Consider the following 20,104-nt stretch of genomic DNA (forward strand, 5'->3'; position numbering starts at 1 on the left):
TTCCCGTTTCTTGAAGGAACGCAATGGCTGTAACCTACGGCCCCAGGCGTATCCCGCTGGCAGAATTTCGATGGGACACGGCGCAGGCCCCGGGCTCCGCGACGCGGATGCCCGAAGAAGGCCACGAGGGCACCGTCACCGCATCCAAAGGATCGGTCCGCATGAGCGCCGAGACGCATCCGACCCCGCAGGCCGTCCTCCTCATGCGAGCGCATCCCGAGCTGCCGGCCGCCATCCGGCGGCTGCTGCAGGCGCTGATCGGGGCCTATAGCCGCAACAGCGTCTGGAACCGCGTCTTCAGCGACCGGGGACGCTTCATGGGCAGCCTCGCCGCCTTCTACCTGCATCTCTGTCCCGATGGCGGGACGGGGCAGCAGGGGCTTACCCTCGGCCGGTTCCAGGCGCTCTGCCTGGATATCGGCCTCTGCAGCCGCGGCCGGGCGCGCGCCCTGCTCATCCTGCTGCAGGTCACCGGCTACATCGCCGCCGATCCCGGCCCGGTGGCGGATCGCCGGCAACGCCGCTTCGTCCCGACCCAGCGGCTGACCGAGTTGCAGCACCAGCGCTGGAGCCAGCAATTCGCGGCCATGACCGCCCTCGTGCCGCATGCGCGCACGGCGCATGCGGCCTGCGGCAGGGCCGATTTCGCCGCGGCCTTCCTCGGCGAGATGGCCCGCTGCTACCGGGCCGGCTTCCGCCTCCTGCATTACGCGCCGGAACTGGCGCAGCTGGTGGAGCGGAATGCCGGGCTGCTCGTGGCCTCGAGCCTGATCCTCGCCGCGCCGGACGAGCTGCCGGAGGATGGCGCTGCCGTTCCCGTCTCGATCTCGGCCCTGGCGTCGCGCTTCGGCATCGCCCGGGCGCATGCGCGCGGCCTGCTCGAGCATCTGGCGGAGGCCGAGCTGATCCGGCGCGCGCCGGGCCGGGACACCGTCCTCGTCCTGCCGGATCTCGCGCGCAGCCTGCACGGCTTCTACGCCGCCTGCTTCGCGCTGCTGGCCCATGGCGCCGCGGTCGCCCTGCGGGAGATCGATGCCGAAGCCGGCCTCGTCCCGTAGCGCCTCGGCATGGCCGGCAGGCGCATCCCCCCTTGCGCATCCGGCGCGACCGGCGCGAGCATCGCGGGCAACCGGGGCCGGGGCGGGCCGCGACCGCGCGACACCGCTCCGCAAGCAGGAAGGGACGGCAACGGGAGGTCGAAGCCCGCTGCCAGGCCGCCATCGACCCCGGCAGAGGAGGACGGACCCAATGGAATTCGGCTATTTCTCCATGCCCTCCCACCCGCCGGAGCGGGGCCTGAAGGAGGGGCATGACTGGGACCTCCAGACCATCCGCTGGCTCGACGAGCTCGGCTTCTCCGAGGTCTGGATCGGCGAGCACCACACCGCGCCCTGGGAGCCGCATCCGGCGCCCGACCTGCTGCTGGCCCAGGCGATGATGGAGACCAGCCGCATCCGCCTTGGCCCCGGCGGCTTCCTGCTGCCCTACCACCACCCGGCCGAGCTGGCGAACCGCGTCGCCATGCTCGACCATCTCTCGAAAGGCCGGCTGAATTTCGGCATCGCGGCGAGCGGCCTGCCGAGCGACTGGGCGATGTTCAACGTGGACGGCATGTCCGGCGCCAACCGCGAGATGACGCGCGAGGCGCTCGACATCATCCTGAAGCTCTGGACCTCGGAGACGCCCTTCCACTTCGAGGGCAAGTACTGGAAGGTCGACAGGCCGGACACGATGTTCGGCTTCCTCAAGCCGCATCTGAAACCGCTGCAGGCGCCGCATCCGCCGATCGGCGTCGCCGGCCTCTCGAAGAATTCCGACACGCTGAAGATGGCGGGCGAGCACGGCTTCCTGCCGATGAGCCTCAACCTCAACCCGGGCTATGTGAAGAGCCACTGGGAGAGCGTCGAGGCCGGGGCCCGCAAGGGCGGCCGCACGGCGGATCGCCGCGACTGGCGGCTGGTGCGCGAGATCTTCGTCGCCGAGACGGACGAGGAGGCGTGGCGGCTCTCGGTCGGCGGCATGATGGGCCGGATGATGGGCGAGTACTTCCTGCCGCTGCTGGCGAATTTCGGCTTCAAGGAATACCTCAAGCACAGTCCCGAGGTGCCGGACAGCGACGTGACGGTGGAGTATTGCGCGAAGCGGAACTGGCTGGTCGGCTCGCCGGCGACCGTCGCCGAGAAGCTGGAGCGGATCTACGAGGATGTCGGCGGCTTCGGCCAGCTCCTCGTCTTCGGCTTCGACTATGTCGAGAACCCGCAGGCCTGGCGGAACTCGCTGCGGCTGATCCAGGAGGAGGTGGCGCCGCGGGTGAAGCACCTGGTGCCGAAGCCGGCCGCCGGCTCGCTCGCCGCGGCGCAATAAGCCGCGGCGCAGTAACGAGAAGACCGGGCGGAGGCGGCGACCCATCGCCGCCGCTTGCCTTGGCGGGGCGCTTCACCCATAGAACGGTCATGCGCCTCGCCAGCCTCTGCCTCCTGCTCCTCGCCCTCAGCGCCTGCGGCCCTGGGGGGCTGCAGCCGGGCGCCCGGTATTCCGGCGTGCCGGACACCATCATCGGCGATGCCCAGCGCAACCGCGCCATGGGCACGATCAGCAGCGAGGGGACCGTCTGGTCCAAGCAGCAGGGCTACCTGACCACGCCGAGCCCGCGATAGCGCCCGGTCGGGCGCTTGACCACCCGCGGGGCCTGACGGAGTCTGCCGCTCCGGAGGAGACGGCCATGCGGATCACACCCAACAATGCCGGGCTCGGCGCGCGCATCGAGGGCATCGACCTCGCGCAGCCGCTTGGGGAGGACGGCTTCCGTACCTTGCTGCGGGCGCTCGGCCGGTACGGCGTGCTCTGCTTCCCGGGCCAGGAGCTGGACGCGCCGCAACTCTCCGCCTTCGGCAGTCGCTTCGGCGAGCTGGAGGTGAACGTCGCCAACATGTTCCACGCCCCCGGCCATCCGGAGGTGATGATCCTCTCCAACATGAAGGACGCGGCGGGCCAGCCGATCGGCCTGCACGATGCCGGCCAGGGCTGGCACACCGACATGTCCTATTCCCGCGAGATCGCGCTGGCGAACGCGCTGCACGCGAAGCAGGTGCCGATGCGCGACGGCCGCCCGCTCGGCGATACGCAGTTCCGCAACATGCACGCCGCCTATGACGACCTGCCGGCCGAGATCGTGCAGCGGCTGGAAGGCCGGGTGGCGATCCACGACTTCGGCAAGTTCTGGGACGTCATGCGCACCCGCCCCGGCAGCATCCGCAAGCCGCTGACGCCGGAGCAACGGGCGAAGAAGCCGCCGGTGCCGCAGCCGATCCTCCGCACCCATCCGATCACCGGGCGGCGCGTGCTCTACTGCAACCCCGGCTATGCGGTGCGGATCGAGGGGCTGGAGCCGGCCGAGAGCGACGCCATGCTGGAATACCTGTTCCGCCACCAGGCGCAGGCGAAATACCTCTACAGCCATGCCTGGCGGCCGGGCGACCTGCTGATCTGGGACAATATCGGCACGGTCCACAACGCCAAGGCCGATTACGGGCCGGAGGAGCACCGCTACATCCTGCGGGTGCAGGCGATGGCGACGCGCGACTACGCGGCGCTGGCCGCCTGAGATGAAGCTGGCGAGCTTCGAGGCCGAGGGCGCCCGGCAGATCGGCGCCGTGCTCGGCGATGCGGTGGTGGCGTTCCAGCCGGCGCTGGATGCGGCGAGGGCGGCGGCCGGCGAGCCGCGGCAGGCGCTGCCCGCCGACATGCGCGGGCTGCTCGCGTCCGGCGAGGCGGCGATGGCCGCGGCGGCGCGCGCCCTCGCCTTCGCGGCGCGGCCGGGGAATGCCGCGCTGCGCCGCCCCCTCGCCGCGGTGCGGCTGCTGGCGCCGCTGCAGCCGGGCAAGATCCTCGGCGTCGGCCGCAATTACGCCGATCATGCGAAGGAGGTGGGCGGGCCGAAGCTCGCCGCGCCGCGCATCTTCCTCAAGCCGACCTCCTCGGTCAGCGGCCCGGGCGATGTGGTGCGCATCCCGCCCGCGGCGCTGAAGCCGGACTGGGAGGTGGAACTCGGCGTCGTCATCGGCCAGCCGGCCTGGCAGGTCGAGGAGGGCGCGGCGCTCGACCATGTCGCCGGCTACACGGTGCTGAACGACCTGACCGACCGGGCGCTGCAATTCGACCACCCGATCGGCATGACCAGCTTCGGCAAGGGGTTGGACGGCTTCTGCCCGATGGGCCCCTGGATCGCCACGCCGGAGGAGGTGGGCGAGCCCTGGGCGCTCGACCTCCGCTGCACGCTGAACGGCGAGGAGGTGCAGCACGGCAACACGCGCGACCTCATCTTCCCGGTCGCCACGCTGATCACCTGGCTCAGCCGCTTCGTCACGCTGCAGCCAGGCGACGTGATCGCCACCGGCACGCCCGCCGGGGTCGGGCATTTCCGCGACCCGCCGCGCTACCTGAAGCCCGGCGACCGGCTGCGGCTGGAGGTGGAGAAGGTCGGCGTGCTCGAGCACGGCATCGGCGGGCATGAAACGGGGGACGCGGCATGAGGCGCCGCAGCCTCGGTGGCCTCCTGGCCGGCGGCCTCGCCGCGCCCCTTCTCGGCGCCGCCGCGGCGGAACCGCGGGCGCCGGGAACCGACTATCCCAACCGCCCGGTGCGGATCATCGTGGCGCTCGCCCCCGGCGGCAATGCCGACCTGAACGCGCGGCTGGTGGCGGGCCAGCTCTCGGCCCAGCTCGGCCAGCAATTCGTGGTGGAGAACCGGCCGAGCGGCGGCGGCACCGTCGCCTTCGAGACGCTCGCGGCGACGCCGCCCGATGGCTACACGCTGCTGGTCGGCGCGCTCGGCTCGCACACGCTGAATGTCGGCCTCTATGGCGACCGGTTGCGGGTGCATCCGCTGACCGGCGTCGACCATGTCACCATCAGCAGCCATTCGCCGATCGCCGTCGCGGTGCATCCCTCGCTCGGCGTCGGCACCCTGGCGGAGTTCCGGGCGCTGCTCGCCGCCAATCCCGGCAAGTACGATTACGGCTCCTCCGGCAACGGCACCACCGGGCACATCGCCGGCGCCATGCTGGTGCAGCTGCTCGGCGTGCAGGCGCAGCACGTGCCCTATCGCGGCTCGGCCGCCGCCTTCGCCGACCTCGCCGCCGGCCGCACCGCCTTCCAGGCCGACACCATCTCCTTCCTCTCCGAGCATTTCCGCAGCGGCGAGGTGCGCGGCCTCGTCATCGCCACCCCCGAGCGCTCGCCCATGGCGCCGGAGGTGCCGACCAGCGCCGAGGCCGGCCTGCCGGCCTACCAGGCGACGACCTGGACGCCCTGGAGCGCGACGCTCGGCACGCCGCTGGTCATCCGGCAATTCCTCTATGAGCAGATCGCCGCGGCGCTGCGCGTGCCGGCGGTGCGCGACCGGCTGCTGCAGCTCGGCAACACCATCCCCGAGGGCATGACGCCGGAGCGGACGCGCGCCTTCATCGCCGGCGAGATCGAGCGCTGGGTGCCGCTGGTCCAGGCGAGCGGCGCGCGGGTGGATTGAGGCCAGCCCCTACCGGCGGAAGCGTGACTTGATTTCGTGTGGATAAATGGTAATCTCTCTTTCATCATGTGGCTCAGCGCGACCTTCCGACGCCGCCTTGCGCATGCGGGAAGCCTGATCGCGGGCAACTAGCCCCGGGCCGGCCGCAGCGCGCCGCCGCGTCTCCGAACCCGGGGTTCCCCCTCTCCCAGCAACAGCAGCCGCCTGCGGCCCGCCCCCTCGGCGCGGCCGCGCGGCGCCTTGGAAGGGCGCACCGGTCATGCCGACCCGTACCAACCACCTGCACCACCACCCGCCATCGGCCGCCACGGCCCCCGTCGTGCCGGGCATCACCGCCGGCCTCCGCGACGAGCCCGACGCCGCGCCGGTCCTGGCCTCGCGCGACTATTCCCGCCTGAAGGCCCTGGCGCATCACCGGCTCGGCCTCGCGGATCCGGTCGGCCGGATGCTGGCCGAGAAGCTCGGCGCCTGCCACGTCCTGCCTCCGGAGGCGGTGCCGGCCTCTGTCGCCGTCCTCGGCGCGCGGCTGATCCTCGCCCTCCCCGGCCGCGGGGTGGAATCCCGGGTGCTGGCGATGCCGGAGGAGCATGCCTCGGGCGGCTGGACCCTGCCCGTCTCCGCGCCGCTCGGCGCCGCGCTGCTCGGCGCCGCCGCTGGGCACCGGATGGAGGTGGTGGAGCGCGACGGGCGCCGCCGGACCGTGCATCTCCTGGCGGTGGACCGCTCCTCCGACCTGCCGCGCCGGACGCGTCCCGCGCCGGGCCGGGAAGGAACATGGGCATGACGGCGGAATCGGAAGCGGTGGCCCAGCGCCCGCCCCTGCTGCTCTCCGTGGCGGATCACGACCGGCTGGTCGCGCTGGCCGGGATCATGGCGCGGCGCAACCCGCTGCTCTCCCGGCTGCTGCTGGAGGAGGCCGACCGCGCCGAGCTGGTTCCGGCCGGGGAATTGCCCGCGGGCACCGTCGGCCTCGGCTCGCAGGTCGAGTTCCGCGACACGGCGGCGGGCGAGACGCGCCGGGTGCAGCTCGTGCTGCCGGGCGAGGCCGATATCGCCGCCGGCCGCATCTCGGTCCTGTCGCTGGTCGGAGCCGGGCTGATCGGGTTGTCGGAAGGGCAATCCATCGAATGGCCGACCCAGGACGGGCGGCTGCGGCGCCTCACCGTGCTGCATGTCGAGGCGCTGCAGCCGGGGACGGTGCCCCCCAACCCGCCGCCCCTCGCCTGAGCCGGGACGCGGCGGCGATGCTGCGCGCCCTGGTCACGCGGCCGCGCCACCAGGCCGGAGAGCTCGTCGCCGGCTTGCAGGCACGCGGCATCGCCTGCCTAGTGGAGCCCATGCTGGAGATCCTGCCCCGGCCCTGGGATCCGCGCCCGCTCCTGGCCGGACCGCAGGCGGTGCTGCTCACCTCCGCCAATGCGGCGGAGGCGCTGCTGCGCGCCGTGGCCGGCAGGGCGCTGCCGCTGCCACCCATCCTCGCGGTCGGCCCGGCGACGGCGCGCCCCTTGTGCCGCGCCGGGTTGCAACTCGGATTGCGGCGGATCGAGGCCGCCGGCGGCGATGCCGCGGACCTGCTGCGGCTGGTGCGGCGCCGGCTGGACCCGCGGGGCGGCCCTGTCCTCCATCTGAGCGGCGAGGCCATCGCCTGCGACCTCGGCGCCGCCCTCGCCGCCGATGGCTATGCGGTGGAGCGGCACGTCGTCTATGCGGCGCGGCCGGCCACCCGCCTGAGCCCGCAGCTCCGCGCCGCGCTGGCGGATGGCGGGATCCAGCTCGCGCCCTTCCTCTCTTGCCGCACGGCCATGGCCTTCCGCGACCTGGTCCTGGCGACGCGGCTCGAATCGGCCTGTCGCGGCATGGTCGGGGTGGCGCTGAGCCCGCGCATCGCGGCGGCGATGCGCCCCCTGCCCTGGTGCGCGCTGGCCACCGCCGCGCGGCCGGATCTGCGCTCGCTGCTCGCCGCCCTGGACGCCTCCCTGGCCGGCATCGTGGACGCCGCCTTCGGACGGCCCGTCATGCCATAGCCCGCGGAGGGATACGGCCGCAGGGGAATCATGCGGCCCTGGCGTTTTCGCCTGCGGCCGGGCGGCCATAGACTGGCGCCCGTGACGGGGCCGGCCTGGAGCAGACCGCAGGAGGGCGAGACCGCCCGGAGGCGTGACTCCGCTCCGGAAGCAGCAGGCCACGGCGGAGCGGCGTTCGATCCTGAACGCAGTCCGCCGTGGTTGCCGGCCGCAGGAGGGGAACGCCATGGCGAAGAACGTGACCAGCGGCCGGCCGGTGCCGGCCGAGAGCATCCGGGCCCAGATCCACGCCATCCTCACCGCCTGGGGCATGCCGGAGGAGCATGCGGCGACGACGGCGCAGGTGATGGTCGAGACCGACCTGATGGGCGTCGACAGCCACGGCCTGTCGATGCTGATGACCTATGAGGAGGGCGTGCGGGCCGGCCGGCTGCAGATGCAGGCGAAGCCGCGCGTCGCCCGCGACACCGGCCCGACGGCGCTGCTCGATGCCGGGGACGGGCTCGGCCATCCCGTCTCGGCGCTCGCCATGGGCATGGCGGTGGACAAGGCGCTGCAATACGGCATCGGCGTCGTCGGCGTGGTGAACAGCCACCATTTCGGCGCCGCCGGCGCCTATGCGCGGATGGCGGCGGCGCGCGGCGTCATCGGCCTCGTCACCAGCTCGGCCCAGGGCATCACCATGGTGCCGACGCGCGCCGCCATGCCGGTGCTCGGCACCAACCCGCTCGCCTTCGCCGCCCCGGCCGGGCGCAACAAGCCCTTCGTGCTGGACATGGCGACGACGACGGTCGCCGCCGGCAAGGTGAAGGTGCACCATCTGAACGACGCGCCGCTGCCGCCCGGCTGGGTGGTGGACGGCACCGGCCGGACCGTCACCGACCCGCATGAGGGCAACGCCTATGTCTTCCAGCGCAAGGAGGGCGGCATCACCCCGCTCGGCGGCACGGAGACCCAGGGCAGCGCCAAGGGCTACGGCCTCGCCATGATGGTGCACATCCTGGGCGGCGCGTTGACCGGCGCCGCCTTCTCGCCGATCCACAAGCGGACATGGACGCCGGACAAGCCGCAGAATATCGGCCATTTCTTCCTCGCCCTCGATCCGCGCGCCTTCCGCGAGGAGGGCGCGTTCGAGGCCGAGCTCGACAGCATCCTCGACGTGCTGCATGCGACGCCGCCCGCCGATCCGGCCGAGCCGGTGCTGGTGCCGGGCGAGCCGGAGGACATCATGCGCGAGAAGCGCCTGGCCGAGGGCGTGCCGGTGCCGGATTCCCTCGACGCGCTGATCCGCGGCATCTGCGAGCGCAGCGGCGCGCCCTATCTGCTGCGGCCGAACGAGTAATCATCCCCACGGCGTCGCCGCACGCCGTCGCGGGGGCCTCGATGCAGCCCCGATCGGCTCGGATCCGTCACAGCCTGCCGCGGCGAAGCCACGGCAGGGCAACGGGCGGCGACGGCTCCGGCGGGCGGCCTATGACCCGATGGGCCGCAGGCAGCGGGCGACGGCGGGCAGGAAATGCTCGACGGGCGGGGTGGCGAGGTCCTTCACCTTGGCCTGCTCGTCGAAGCGCCGCAGCAGCACGGCCTCCCGCGCCCCGGGCAAGGCGATGAAGCCGGCGGCCTCCGCCTCCGACATCGGGCCGCCCTGCAAGGCGAGGCTCAGCACCGAATCCGGCGCCAGCCGGGCGACATAGTCCGGCTCGGTCGCGACGAGATAGCGCTTGGCCGCGACATGCAGCCGCACCGGCTCGGTCACCTCCGGCCCGAACCAGGCGCGGAGGAAGGCATCGCCCCGCTCCTCGTGCCGGTCGTCCACTCCCTCGGCCGCCGGATCCTCGCCGAGGTCGTGCACCAGATGGCCGATATCGTGCAGCAGGCTGGCGGCGACGAGCGCATCGCCGCAGCCCGCCTGCTCGGCGAGCCAGGCCGCCTGCAGCGCGTGCTGCCGCTGGTTGATCTCGGCGAGGCCGTAGCGGCCTTCCGCCCGCAGGGTCAGCAGCCCGGCGATGTGCCGCAGCCGCGGATCGGCGGGCGGCGCGCTCATCCGCGCGTCTCGGCCCGGTAGACCTTGCTGACGATCCGCCACCCCTCCCGGGTGCGGTTCAGCACCAGGTAGTCGGTGAAGTAGCGCGGCGGAATCTGGCAGGCGACCTTCACGAAGGCGGTCTCCGGCCCGCTGATGTCGAGCATCAGGATGCGGTCGTCGCGGGCGAGGCCCTTGCTGGCCGCGCTCTCGCGCTGCCGCACCGCCTCGAACCACTGCGCCCGCGGCACGTCCAGCACCTCGCCATCCTTCTCGCAGTAGAGATGGCTGACCGGGTGGAAGGCCGCGGCGAGCATCTCGACATTGCCCTCGTAGAGCCCGTCGAAATAGGTCTGGATCACCGCCTCGATCTCGGCGACGGCGCTCGCCGCCATGGGGCGGCCGCTGGCATCCGGCATGGGCGCTCTCCTGTCTCTCCCGCGCCCATCCTGGCACGGGCGGCGGGGCCTTGCATCCCTCCCCCGCGGACCGATACTCGGCCGCGCCATCGACCAGGGAGAACGCCGTCCATGCCTCTCGGCCGCCGCGGGCTGCTGGCCGCCACCCTGGCCTCCGGCGCCGTCCTGCCCGCAGCCGCGCGGGCTGCCGAGGCCTGGCCGGCGCGGCCCATCCGCCTCGTCGTGCCCTATGCGACGGGCGGCGGCACCGACCTGCTGGCGCGCGCCCTGGCCGAGGCGCTGCGCCCCGCCCTGCCGCAGCCGATCGTGGTGGAGAACCGCGCCGGCGGCGCCGGGGTGATCGGCTCCGAGCTCGTGGCGCGCGCCGAGCCGGACGGCCACACCCTCATGGCCGTGGTCTCGACGCATGTCGCCAACCGCTACTTCCTCGCCGCCCTGCCCTACGACCCGCTGCGCGACTTCACCCCGGTGGCGCTGCTGAGCCGCAACACCATGGTGCTGGTGACCGGCGCCGCGCAGCCCTATGCCGACCTGCCGGCGATGCTGGCGCATGCCAGGCAGCATCCGGGCCGGGTCGGCACCGGCAGCACCGAGAGCCTCTCCTCCTTCATCGGCCAGGAGCTGGCGCGGCGGGCGCGGGTGGAGATGCCGGATGTCCAGTACCGCTCCGGCGGCCAGCTCATGAACGACATCGTCGCCGGCCATCTGCCGGTGGGCTGGACCAGCACCGCCAGCGTCATGCCGCATATGCAGACCGGCCGGGTGCGGCCGCTCGCCGTCTCCACCGCGACGCGCACGCCCTTCTTCCCCGACCTGCCGACCGCGCAGGAACAGGGGATCGCCGATTTCGACCTCGCCGGCTGGGTCGGGCTCTACGGGCCCGCCGGGCTGCCGGCGGCGGTGGCGCAGCGGTTGCAGGCGGCGCTCGAGCGCGCCTTCGCCGATGCCACGCTGCGGCAGCGCTTCACCGGCATGGGCATCGAGCCCGACCTGCGTCCGGCCGAGGGCCTCGCCGCCATGGCGGAGCGCGAGGACCGTCTCTGGGCCGCGGCGGCCGCCGCCGGCCACGTCAAGCGAGAGCAATAGGAATCCAGCATGGCCGATCCGCGCCTCAAGGCCGCTTTCGCCGCGCGCCGCTTCGTCGTCGCCCCCGGCATCTTCGACATGATCTCGGCGCGCATCGCCGACGGCATGGGCTTCGACTGCCTCTACGTCACCGGCTTCGGCACCGTCGCCTCGCATCTCGGCCTCGCCGATGCCGGCATCGCCACCTACAGCGACATGGTCGCGCGCGTCGGCACCATGGCGCGCGGCTGCCGCACGCCGGTGATCGCCGATGCCGATACCGGCTATGGCGGGTTGCTCAACGTCCGTCACACGGTGATGGGCTACGAGGCGGCGGGCGTCTCGGGCATCCAGCTCGAGGACCAGGAGATGCCGAAGAAATGCGGCCACACGCCCGGCCGCCGCGTCATCCCGGCCGAGGAGATGGCGTTGAAGATCCAGGTGGCGGCCGAGGCGCGGAACGACCCGGACTTCCTCATCGTCGCCCGCACCGATGCGCGCACCACCCTCGGCCTCGAGGAAGCGATCCGCCGCGGCCGGCTCTACGCGGAAGCGGGCGCGGACGTCATCTTCATCGAAAGCCCGGAGAGCGAGGCGGAGATGCAGGCGATCGGCCGCGCCATCGACCGGCCGCTGCTCGCCAACATGGTCGAGGGCGGCCGCACGCCGATCCTGCCGGCCGAGAGGCTGCGGGCGCTCGGCTACGCCATGGCGATCTATCCGGCGATCGGCTTCCTCGCCGCCGCGGCGGCGCTGGAGAAGGCCTATGCGCATCTGAAGGAGACCGGCGACAGCATGGCGATCGGCGAGAGCTACGGCTTCCGCCGCATGACCGAGCTGATGGGCTTCCCGGAGGTCTGGGAGTTCGAGCAGCGCTGGGCCCGGGATGCGGGGACGGGAGAAGCCAGGATGGGAGAGGGGGCATGACGCGGTTCGAGAGCGTGAAGGCGCTGGTCTTCGACGTCTTCGGCACGGTGGTCGACTGGCGCGAGGGCGTGGCGCGGGACGCCGCGCCGGTGCTGGCGAAGCTCGGGCGACGGGACATCGACCCCCGCGCCTTCGCCGATGCCTGGCGCAAGCGCTACCAGCCGGCGATGGAGGAATGCCGCAGCGGCCGCCGCGCCTTCACCCGGCTCGACGTGCTGCACCGGGAGAATCTCGAGGGCGTGCTGCAGGACCATGGCATCGACCCGGCGATGCTCGGCGAGGCGGGGCTCGACGACCTCAACCGCGCCTGGCACCGGCTCGATCCCTGGCCGGAGGCGGTGGCCGGGCTGACCCGGCTGAAGCGGAAGTTCATCATCGCGCCGCTCTCCAACGGCAACATCGCGCTGATGACCAACATGGCCAAGCGCGCCGGCATCCCCTGGGACGCCATCCTCGGCGCCGAGGTGGCGCAGGCCTACAAGCCGCAGCCCGAGGCCTATCTGCGCACCGCCGAGATCCTCGGCATCAAGCCCGACGAGCTCTGCCTGGTGGCGGCGCATAACGGCGACCTGAAGGCGGCGCGCGGCTGCGGCCTGGCCACCGCCTTCGTCACCCGTCCCACCGAGCACGGGCCGGACCAGACGACCGACCTCGCCCCGAGCGAGCCCTGGGACGCGGTGGCGCGGGACTTCCAGGATCTGGCCCACAAGCTCGGCTGCTGAAGCGGCGCGACCGGCCTGCCTCCCCGGCCTGCCCACCCGGCCTGCCTCCCCTGGCAAAGCCCTTGAAGCCGCGCAACCAACAGACGAAATTGCGTGTCCAGACCCGATCGGACCCGCATGAGTCTCAACCAGACCCGCCATATCCGCCTGACCTCGCATCCCGAGCCGCAGGCCCATCGCTGGCAGATCAACTGGGGCGCCGCGACGCCGGTGGCGCGCGGCCCGGTCATCGGCTCCGTCACCCGGCCGCAGGACCGCAACGTCATCGGCACCCATGGCGGCTCCTACTCCCTCTACCGGGCGCTGGCCGTCTCCGCCGGCGCCCTCTCGCCGCTGCAGCGGCCAGACCTCGCCAACACCCATCCGGTGACCGCGATCGGGCCCCATCCGCAATGGAGCGAGCCGGGGCGGATCGTCTCCCTCGACCCCTGGGGCCATGTGGTCGGCGAGGCCTTCGCGGATGCCATCGGCGAGGGCATCGACATCCGCCCGACCATCGCCATCACCCGCGCCCGGCTGAACATGGCCGAGCTGAACGCGCTGCTGGCCAGCGGCAAGCTGAAGTCCGATGGCCGCGTGCTGCATCCGGGCGGCGACGTCTCGGTCACCAAGGCGGCGATCGATCCGGTCTGGTGGCTGCCCGGCATCGCCGAGCGCTTCGGCACCGCCGAGCACGAGCTGCGCCGCGTGCTCTTCGAGCAGACCGGCGGCATGTATCCCGAGCTGGTGACGCGGCCCGACCTCTCCGTCTTCCTGCCGCCCATCGGCGGCATCAGCGTCTACATCTTCGGCGACCCGGCGCATCTGGCGGACCGCCGCGTGCCGCTGACCTGCCGCGTGCATGACGAGTGCAACGGCTCCGACGTCTTCGGCTCCGACATCTGCACCTGCCGCCCCTATCTCATCCACGGCATCGAGGAGAGCCTGCGCGCGGCGCAGGAGGGCGGCGTCGGCCTCGTCGTCTACAACCGCAAGGAGGGCCGGGCGCTCGGCGAGGTCACGAAATTCCTCGTCTACAACGCCCGCAAGCGGCAGGAGGGCGGCGACCAGGCCGCCACCTATTTCGAGCGCACCGAATGCGTCGCCGGCGTGCAGGATGCACGCTTCCAGCAGCTCATGCCGGATGTGCTGCACTGGCTCGGCGTGACGAAGATCCACCGCCTCGTCTCCATGTCCAACATGAAGCACGACGCCATGGTGGAGCAGGGCATCGAGATCGGCGAGCGGGTGCCGATCCCGCCCGACCGCATCCCGCCCGATGCCTCGGTCGAGATCGAGGCCAAGAAGGCGGCGGGCTATTACGCGCCGGAGGTGCCGGACCCGGCGGCGCTGCAGCGCACCGTCGGCCGCGCCCTGGGGGAGATGTGACGCCGGAGGCGGCGGCCGCCGCGGCGCTGCTGACGCCCGAGGCGGTGCGCAGCCGCGCGGCGGAGATCCACGCCCTCGGCCTGGAGGACCGGCTGCAGGCCTGGCGCCTGCAGCCGGAGCGGCTGGCGGCGGCGGCCGATGCCGTGGCGGCGGTGGTGCGGGACCGGCATCCCGATCTGCGGGTGCCGCCGCATACGCGCTGGCGTCACCTGCTGCCGGACGGCGCCTCGCTGCTGGCCCTGATCGCCGCGCGGCTCGACCACGACCCGGCGGCGCTGCTGCGGGCGCGGATGGACCTCATCATCCTCTCCGTGCTGCTCGATGCCGGGGCGGGGATGAGCTGGCGCTACATCGACCTCGAGACGGGCCGCTGCCACACGCGCTCCGAGGGGCTGGCCCTGGCGAGCCTCGCCATGTTCGCCCGCGGCGACTTCGCCGATGACGGCCGCTCCCCCCGCGCCGATGCGGCGCGGCTCGCCGGCATGACGGCCGAGGCGCTGGGCCGCGGCTTCCAGGCCGGGCCGGACAACCCTCTGGCCGGGCTGGAGGGCCGCGCCGCGCTGCTCCGCCGGCTCGGCGAGACCATGGCGGCATCGCCCGGCGTCTTCGGCCAGGTCTATCCGCCGCGGCCGAGCGGGCTGATCGACGGCCTCACCGCCGAGATCACCGAGGGCAGCCTGCCGGCGCGCAGCATCCTCATCGCGCTGCTGCGGCATCTCGGCCCGATCTGGCCGGGGCGGGAGGCGCTGGGCGGCGTCAATCTCGGCGATTGCTGGCGCCATCCCGGCATCCGCCGCGCCGATGCGACGAACGGCCTGATCCCCTTCCACAAGCTCTCGCAATGGCTGGCCTATTCGCTGATCGAGACGCTGGAGCTGGCCGGCATCGCGGTCTCCGGCACCGAGGCGCTGACAGGCCTGCCGGAATACCGCAATGGCGGCCTCTTCCTCGATCTGAGGGTGATCGCGCCGCGCGACCCCTCGCTGCTGGAGATGGAGCACGCGCCCGGCGACCTGGCGATCGTCGAATGGCGGGCGTTGACCGTTGCGCTGCTCGATGCCGTGGCACCGCTGGTGCGGGCGAGGCTCGGGCTGGACGAGGCGGCCTTCCCCCTCGCCCGGGTGCTGGAGGGCGGCACCTGGTGGGCCGGCCGCCGCCTCGCCCGCGAGCGCCGCGCCGATGGCGGCCCGCCGCTGCGCATCGTCAGCGATGGCACAGTCTTCTGAACTCCCCACGGCGTCGCTGCGCGCCGTCGTGGGGCCCCCCTGGGATCCCTCCTGAACCTTGATCCGTCACAGCCTGCCGCGACTTGGCCGCAGCAGGGCAACGGGCGGCGACGGGTGCTGCGATGCTGGCTCAGCGCTCCGACCGCAGCACCGGGAGGGCGGCGAGGCGTGGCGCGGCGAAGTCGAGGAAGGCACGCACCCGCGCCGGCAGCAGCCGCGCCGAGGGGAAGACGAGCGAGACCGGCAGCACCGGCGGCTCGGCCTCGCGCAGCAGCCGCACCAGCGCGCCGGAGGCGAGCTCCGCCTCCATCTGATAGGAAAGCGCGCTCAGGACGCCATGCCCCGCCACCGCGGCGGCGACCGCGGCGCGCGCCTCGTTCACCGCGAAGCGCCCGGGCAGGCGCAGCGTCGCCGCTTCCCCGCCCTGCCCGCGGAAGCGCCATTCCGCTGGCGTCGCGCGGCTGTGGAAGAGGATGACGTCATACGCCGCGAGGTCCTCCGGCCGCGCCGGCACGCCGCGCCGGGCCAGGTAGTCCGGACTCGCCGCGACCAGCCGCCGGACGCTGCCGAGGCGCCGCGCCACCAGCCCGCCCTCGGTCAGCGGCCCGATGCGCAGCGCGACATCGATCCCCTCCTCCACCAGGTCGAGATTGCGGTCGCTGAGCTGCAGCTCCGCCGTCACCATGGGCTGCTCGCCGAGGAAGGCGGTGACGACCGGCGCCACGTGCAGCCGGCCGAAGACGAGCGGCGCGGTGACGCGCAGGCGGCCGCGCAGGGACGCCGCCTCGCCGGCCGCCGCCGAGACCGCCTCGGCATAATCGGCCAGCAGCCGCCGGGCCCGGTCCGCGAGGTGGCGCCCCGCCTCGGTCGGTGCCAGGCGGCGGGTGCTGCGCTCGAGCAGCCGGACGCCGAGCCGCTCCTCCAGCCCGGCCAGCATGCGGGACATGGCAGGCGGCGACTGGCCATGCCGCCGCCCGGCCGCGGCGAGGCTGCCGGCCTCGATCGCCGCCAGAAAGAGGCGCAATTCGTCGAGCCGATCCATTCTTCCGCCATCTGGAATGCTGCCTTGCGATCAGGCCCCATTCCTGGCCTGCGGCGCAATGCCCATCCTTTCCGGCGACGCAGCAGGAGGACGGATATGGGCCGGCACTACGCACGCATCGCCTTCACGCCCGCCGTGCAGGCCGAGCAGCAGCGGATCGGCTCGCAGGCGCATTACGCCCGGATGGCCGAGGCGGGACGCGAGGATGACGCCCTCACCGCGGCCGAGGCCGCCTTCATCGCGGCGCGCGACAGCGTCTACATGGCGACCGTCTCGGAGAGCGGCTGGCCCTATCTGCAGCATCGCGGCGGGCCGCCCGGCTTCGTCGCGGTGCTGGATGCGCGGCACATCGCCTTCGCCGAGCTCGCCGGCAACCGCCAGCAGGTTTCGCGCGGCAACCTCGCGGGCGATGGCCGCGTGGCGCTGTTCTTCATGGATTATCCGAACCGCCGGCGGTTGAAGCTGCTCGGCCATGCGCGGCTGGTGGAGGATGATCCGGCGCTGCTGGCGCGGCTCGCGCCGCCGGGCCGGGCGCCGCGCGCCGAGGCGGCGATGCTGATCGAGGTGGCAGGCTTCGAGTGGAACTGCCCGCAGCACATCACCCCGCGCTACAGCGTCGCGGAATGGGCGGCGCTGGCGCGCGAGTGATGGCGCCCGGTATCACACCGGTCCGGCGGAGGTCAGGCCGCCATCGACCACGATCTCGGTCGCAGTGATGTATTTCGCCTCCTCGCTGGCGAGGAAGAGCACGGCATGCGCGATGTCCCAACCCGTGCCCATATGGCCGACGGGCACGCTGGCATGGCGCTTGGCGATCAGCGCCTCGGCATCGTTGGCGCCGAGCTGGCGCACCAGCCGGTGCTCGACCAGCGGCGTGTGCATCAGCCCGGGCACGACGGTGTTGCAGCGGATGCCCTTCTTCGCATAGCCGAGCGCGACCGATTTCGAGAAGGCGATGATGCCGGCCTTGCTCGCCGAATAGGCACTGTGCACGCGCGCGGTCGACATGCGCAGCCCGGCGACGGAGGAGATGTTCACCACCGCGCCGGCGCCCTGCCGCTCCATCACCGGCAGCACGTATTTGCAGCCGAGGAAGGCGGTCTTCAGGTTCATGTCGATCTGCCGATCCCAGACCTCCTCCGGCATGTCGGCCGGCCCGCCGGGATGCGAGCCGCCGACATTGTTGATCAGCACGTCGATGCGGCCGAAGCGGTCGAGGCAGGCGGCGACCGCCGCCTCGACCTGCTCCGCCGCCAGCATGTCGGCGCGATGCGCAATGGCGGTGCCGCCCTCGCCGAGGATGATGTCACGCGTCTCCGCGGCCGCCGCCTCGTTGACGTCGATGCCGAAGAGCTGCGCGCCGGCGCGGGCGAGCAGCACCGCGGTCGCCTTGCCATTGCCCCAGCCCGGCCCGACCGAGCCCGCGCCGGTGACCAGTGCCACCTTGCCATCCAGCCTGAACACCGCGTCCTCCACTCATTCTGCTTGAGGGCGGACTATCCGGGGCGCTGGCGGATGCCGCAAGGCCCGCCAGGATGAGCGTCCGGATCAGGCGGCGGTGTGGCGGAACATGAACCGGCGCGCCTCCTCGTCCATCTCGGTCTTGAAGGCGTGCCTGTCCTTGATCGCCGCCGCGCGCTGCGCCGCCGGCCGGGCGCTGATCGCCTCGAAATGCCGCCGCACATTCGGCAGCGCGGCCCAGCCGGCCTCGCCCAGGACGAAGGGCGCCGCCCGCTCCCAGCCCCAGGCCGCCATGTCGACGAGGGAATAGCTGTCGCCGACCAGCCACTCCCGCCCCTCCAGCCGGTCGTTCAGGATGCCCCAGTGACGCTTCGCCTCGAACTCGTAGCGCGAGACGGCATAGTCGTTGCCCGGCGGCGCGAAATGCCGGAAGTGCACGCACTGGCCGGAATAGGGGCCGATGCCGGTGGCGATGAACATCAGCCAGGACAGCGTCTCCCCGGCATGCGCGCCCTCGGGCAGGAACTGCCCGGTCTTCTCCGCGAGATAGAGCAGGATGGCGTTGGAATCGAAGACCGGCTCGCCGTCATCGACGATGGCGGGCGCCTTGGAGTTCGGGTTGATGGCGACGTAGTTGGGAGCGAATTGCTCGCCCTTGCGCGTGTCGAGCGGCACGGCCTCGTAGGGCAGGCCGCTTTCCTCGAGGAAGAGCGCGACCTTCATCGGGTTCGGTGCGGTGTTGTAGTAAAATTTCAGCACGAGGCCCTCCTCGGTCGGTGGCCGCGGATGGGAGCGCAGATGGCGCGCCGCCGCAAGCTCGTGCCCATTCGCCGGCAGCGGCCGCGTCTCCGGCGCGCAGTCGAGCACCCCGATCGAGCGTCCCTCAGGACGGCCAGAATGATGCGCGTCCGGTTGCCGGTCGGATGGCCGGCCACGCGCCATCAACCTTGCATCGGGCCGGGCGTTGGCGGCCGGTCGATGGGAGAGGCGGGATGGGCGAGGGCAAGACACGGCGCGGGATCATTCAGGCGAGCGGTCTCGCCGCCGCGGGCCTCGCCACGGGGGGCGCCGGCGCGCCGGGCTATCCGCCCCCCTCGCCGCTTGATGCCGGCGGCGTGCAGGAGGGCCGGGTCGCCTTCCCGCCCTGGCGCGGCGAGGCGGACCCGCCGGGCGAGCCGCCGCCGGCGCCGCTGCCGCCCGGGGAACGGGTTGGTTTCGCCGTCATCGGCCTCGGCCGCATCAGCCTCGAGCAGGTGCTGCCGGCCTTCGCAAGCTGCCGCCTCGCGCGCCCCACGGCGCTGGTCAGCGGCTCGCCGGAGAAGGCGGCGCTGGTCGCGCGGCAATACGGCATCCGGCCGGAGGCGGTGCATGGCTATGCGCAGCTCGAGCGGCTGCGCGACGATCCGGCGGTGCAGGCCGTCTACATCGCCCTGCCGAATGCGATGCACCGCGAATACACCGAGCGCGCCGCGGCGATCGGCAAGCATGTGCTGACCGAGAAGCCGATGGCCACGAGCGCCGAGGATTGCGCCGCGATGATCGCCGCCTGCGCCCAGACGGATGTGCGGCTGATGGTCGCCTATCGCTGCCAGTACGAGCAGGTGAACCGCGCCGCCATCCGCGCCGTGCAATCCGGCGCGCTCGGCCGGCTCCGCTTCCTGCAGGCCGCGAACCTGCAATCCAACGGTCCCGGGCCGCAATGGCGCTACAGCCGGCAGCTCGCCGGCGGCGGCGCGCTGCCCGACATCGGCCTCTACTGCCTGAACGCCGCCCGCTACCTCAGCGGCGAGGAGCCGGTCGAGGTGGTGGCGCAGGCCTGGAGCCCGCCGGGCGATGCGCGCTTCGCCGAGGTGGAGGAGAGCATGGCCTTCACGCTCCGCTTCGCCTCCGGCTTCCTGGCGCAGGCGCAATCCAGCTACGGCGCCTATCAGGAGAAATCCTGCCGCCTGGCCGGCGAGCGCGGCAGCCTGCTGCTGGAAGACGCCTTCGCCTATCGCGGCCAGCGGCTGCGGCTGTTCCGGCGCGAGGGCGATGCCGGCCTCGAACAGATGCCGCAGCTGCATCCTCGCAACCAGTTCGCGCTCGAGCTCGACCACATGGCGCGCTGCGTGCGCGAGTCGCGGCGGCCGCACACGCCGGGCGAGGAAGGGCTGCGCGACCAGCAGATCATGGAGGCGATTGTCCGCTCGGCCGAAAGCGGCAGGCCGGAAGCCATCCCGCCCCTGCCGTCGGAGTTGCCGGTGCGTGGCCCGGCGCCCGATCCGGCGTGAGGAAACAGGCGCGCAGCAAGGCTCATGAGG

Annotated in this window: 22 protein-coding genes; 17 read left to right on the top strand and 5 right to left on the bottom strand. The window is 72.6% G+C overall.

The features are described from left to right. The first annotated feature begins 161 nt into the window (after positions 1-161). From HJG45_RS00980 to HJG45_RS01025, 10 genes are all read left to right on the top strand, one after another. Positions 162-1,058, top strand: a complete 897-nt coding sequence (locus HJG45_RS00980) for a hypothetical protein (protein WP_171610211.1) — start codon at positions 162-164, stop codon at positions 1,056-1,058. A gap of 190 nt (positions 1,059-1,248) precedes the next feature. Beyond that, positions 1,249-2,364, top strand: a complete 1,116-nt coding sequence (locus HJG45_RS00985) for an LLM class flavin-dependent oxidoreductase (RefSeq protein WP_171610212.1) — start codon at positions 1,249-1,251, stop codon at positions 2,362-2,364. Between the two features lie 89 nt (positions 2,365-2,453). Next, positions 2,454-2,657 carry a hypothetical protein gene (locus HJG45_RS00990; protein ID WP_171610213.1) on the top strand — a complete coding sequence of 68 codons (204 nt, stop codon included), beginning with the start codon at positions 2,454-2,456 and terminating at the stop codon, positions 2,655-2,657. A gap of 65 nt (positions 2,658-2,722) precedes the next feature. Then, positions 2,723-3,604, top strand: coding sequence for a TauD/TfdA family dioxygenase (locus HJG45_RS00995; RefSeq protein WP_171610214.1), 882 nt, complete (start codon positions 2,723-2,725; stop codon positions 3,602-3,604). 1 nt (position 3,605) lies between these two features. Then, positions 3,606-4,532, top strand: a complete 927-nt coding sequence (locus HJG45_RS01000) for a fumarylacetoacetate hydrolase family protein (RefSeq protein ID WP_171610215.1) — start codon at positions 3,606-3,608, stop codon at positions 4,530-4,532. Then, a complete protein-coding gene (locus HJG45_RS01005) occupies positions 4,529-5,527 on the top strand; it encodes a tripartite tricarboxylate transporter substrate binding protein (protein WP_171610216.1) in 999 nt (332 codons plus the stop codon). Before HJG45_RS01000 ends, HJG45_RS01005 begins: the two co-directional genes overlap by 4 nt. Positions 5,528-5,786: 259 nt before the next feature. Next, positions 5,787-6,311 carry a hypothetical protein gene (locus HJG45_RS01010; RefSeq protein WP_171610217.1) on the top strand — a complete coding sequence of 175 codons (525 nt, stop codon included), beginning with the start codon at positions 5,787-5,789 and terminating at the stop codon, positions 6,309-6,311. Continuing rightward, positions 6,308-6,754 (top strand): nucleoside diphosphate kinase regulator, encoded by a 447-nt coding sequence (gene rnk / locus HJG45_RS01015; protein WP_171610218.1) that lies wholly within the window; start codon positions 6,308-6,310, stop codon positions 6,752-6,754. Before HJG45_RS01010 ends, rnk begins: the two co-directional genes overlap by 4 nt. 17 nt (positions 6,755-6,771) lie before the next feature. Beyond that, positions 6,772-7,551, top strand: a complete 780-nt coding sequence (locus tag HJG45_RS01020; RefSeq protein ID WP_171610219.1) for a uroporphyrinogen-III synthase — start codon at positions 6,772-6,774, stop codon at positions 7,549-7,551. A gap of 226 nt (positions 7,552-7,777) precedes the next feature. Further along, a complete protein-coding gene (locus HJG45_RS01025) occupies positions 7,778-8,893 on the top strand; it encodes an Ldh family oxidoreductase (protein WP_171610220.1) in 1,116 nt (371 codons plus the stop codon). A gap of 129 nt (positions 8,894-9,022) precedes the next feature. Here HJG45_RS01025 and HJG45_RS01030 read toward each other — a convergent pair whose 3' ends face one another. Then, positions 9,023-9,595 carry an HD domain-containing protein gene (locus HJG45_RS01030; RefSeq protein WP_217362783.1) on the bottom strand — a complete coding sequence of 191 codons (573 nt, stop codon included), beginning with the start codon at positions 9,593-9,595 and terminating at the stop codon, positions 9,023-9,025. Further along, positions 9,592-9,993 carry a nuclear transport factor 2 family protein gene (locus tag HJG45_RS01035; RefSeq protein WP_217362784.1) on the bottom strand — a complete coding sequence of 134 codons (402 nt, stop codon included), beginning with the start codon at positions 9,991-9,993 and terminating at the stop codon, positions 9,592-9,594. The genes HJG45_RS01030 and HJG45_RS01035 overlap by 4 nt, the downstream gene beginning before the upstream one ends. 111 nt (positions 9,994-10,104) lie before the next feature. On the opposite strand from HJG45_RS01035, the gene HJG45_RS01040 reads away from it, so the two are divergent. From HJG45_RS01040 to HJG45_RS01060, 5 genes are all read left to right on the top strand, one after another. Then, a complete protein-coding gene (locus HJG45_RS01040) occupies positions 10,105-11,079 on the top strand; it encodes a tripartite tricarboxylate transporter substrate binding protein (RefSeq protein WP_171610221.1) in 975 nt (324 codons plus the stop codon). Between the two features lie 9 nt (positions 11,080-11,088). Beyond that, a complete protein-coding gene (locus HJG45_RS01045) occupies positions 11,089-11,985 on the top strand; it encodes an oxaloacetate decarboxylase (protein ID WP_171610222.1) in 897 nt (298 codons plus the stop codon). After that, on the top strand, positions 11,982-12,707 hold the full coding sequence (locus HJG45_RS01050; RefSeq protein ID WP_171610223.1) for a haloacid dehalogenase type II: 726 nt from the start codon (positions 11,982-11,984) through the stop codon (positions 12,705-12,707). Before HJG45_RS01045 ends, HJG45_RS01050 begins: the two co-directional genes overlap by 4 nt. A gap of 117 nt (positions 12,708-12,824) precedes the next feature. Continuing rightward, positions 12,825-14,075: a GTP cyclohydrolase II gene (locus HJG45_RS01055; RefSeq protein ID WP_171610224.1), complete on the top strand. Its 1,251-nt coding sequence runs from the start codon at positions 12,825-12,827 to the stop codon at positions 14,073-14,075. Further along, a complete protein-coding gene (locus tag HJG45_RS01060) occupies positions 14,072-15,301 on the top strand; it encodes a DUF1688 family protein (RefSeq protein ID WP_171610225.1) in 1,230 nt (409 codons plus the stop codon). Before HJG45_RS01055 ends, HJG45_RS01060 begins: the two co-directional genes overlap by 4 nt. A gap of 130 nt (positions 15,302-15,431) precedes the next feature. On the opposite strand, the gene HJG45_RS01065 is transcribed toward HJG45_RS01060, so the two are convergent. Next, positions 15,432-16,343, bottom strand: coding sequence for a LysR family transcriptional regulator (locus HJG45_RS01065; RefSeq protein WP_171610226.1), 912 nt, complete (start codon positions 16,341-16,343; stop codon positions 15,432-15,434). A gap of 96 nt (positions 16,344-16,439) precedes the next feature. Between HJG45_RS01065 and HJG45_RS01070 the strand changes: the two genes are divergently transcribed. Then, positions 16,440-16,991, top strand: coding sequence for a pyridoxamine 5'-phosphate oxidase family protein (locus HJG45_RS01070; RefSeq protein ID WP_171610227.1), 552 nt, complete (start codon positions 16,440-16,442; stop codon positions 16,989-16,991). Between the two features lie 12 nt (positions 16,992-17,003). Here HJG45_RS01070 and HJG45_RS01075 read toward each other — a convergent pair whose 3' ends face one another. Together HJG45_RS01075 and HJG45_RS01080 are read right to left on the bottom strand one after the other, a co-directional pair. After that, a complete protein-coding gene (locus tag HJG45_RS01075) occupies positions 17,004-17,807 on the bottom strand; it encodes an SDR family oxidoreductase (protein ID WP_171610228.1) in 804 nt (267 codons plus the stop codon). A gap of 84 nt (positions 17,808-17,891) precedes the next feature. After that, positions 17,892-18,671 (bottom strand): glutathione S-transferase family protein, encoded by a 780-nt coding sequence (locus tag HJG45_RS01080; RefSeq protein ID WP_368040485.1) that lies wholly within the window; start codon positions 18,669-18,671, stop codon positions 17,892-17,894. Between the two features lie 125 nt (positions 18,672-18,796). Between HJG45_RS01080 and HJG45_RS01085 the strand changes: the two genes are divergently transcribed. After that, positions 18,797-20,074: a Gfo/Idh/MocA family protein gene (locus HJG45_RS01085; protein ID WP_171610229.1), complete on the top strand. Its 1,278-nt coding sequence runs from the start codon at positions 18,797-18,799 to the stop codon at positions 20,072-20,074. Positions 20,075-20,104: the final 30 nt, after the last annotated feature.

Source organism: Roseicella sp. DB1501 (assembly GCF_013112485.1).
Lineage (GTDB): Bacteria > Pseudomonadota > Alphaproteobacteria > Acetobacterales > Acetobacteraceae > Paracraurococcus.